This window comes from Chloroflexaceae bacterium (genome assembly GCA_025057155.1).
GTDB lineage: Bacteria > Chloroflexota > Chloroflexia > Chloroflexales > Chloroflexaceae > JACAEO01.
In genome coordinates this window covers 388-615 of the sequence record JANWYD010000126.1, presented here as the reverse complement: position 1 = coordinate 615, position 228 = coordinate 388, and the positions used below count along the sequence as shown (strand labels likewise).

Genomic DNA, 228 nt, shown 5'->3' with positions numbered 1-228 from the left:
AAGCGCGCCCGCAGGACCTCGCCTATCTCACCGACCGGGTGCGGTTCAACACTGGTCAGCCGCAGGTGTACGGCACGCAGGTACTCATCATCGACGGCAGGGTTACGTTGAAACCCATCGAGGACGAGGCGAACGTCGATGCACGGCGGGCTGCGGTAGGACTGTTGCCGCTCGCCGAGTATGTGGCGCACATCGAGCGGACGCTGGCGGGGTCGGGGAAGGGGTGAT

At 65.4% G+C, this 228-nt stretch carries 1 protein-coding gene; it reads left to right on the top strand.

All coding sequences use genetic code 11. The features are described 5' to 3' along the window. Positions 1–227 (top strand): hypothetical protein (locus NZU74_20615; GenBank protein MCS6883729.1); only part of this gene is annotated, 227 nt, incomplete at its 5' end. Position 228: the final 1 nt, after the last annotated feature.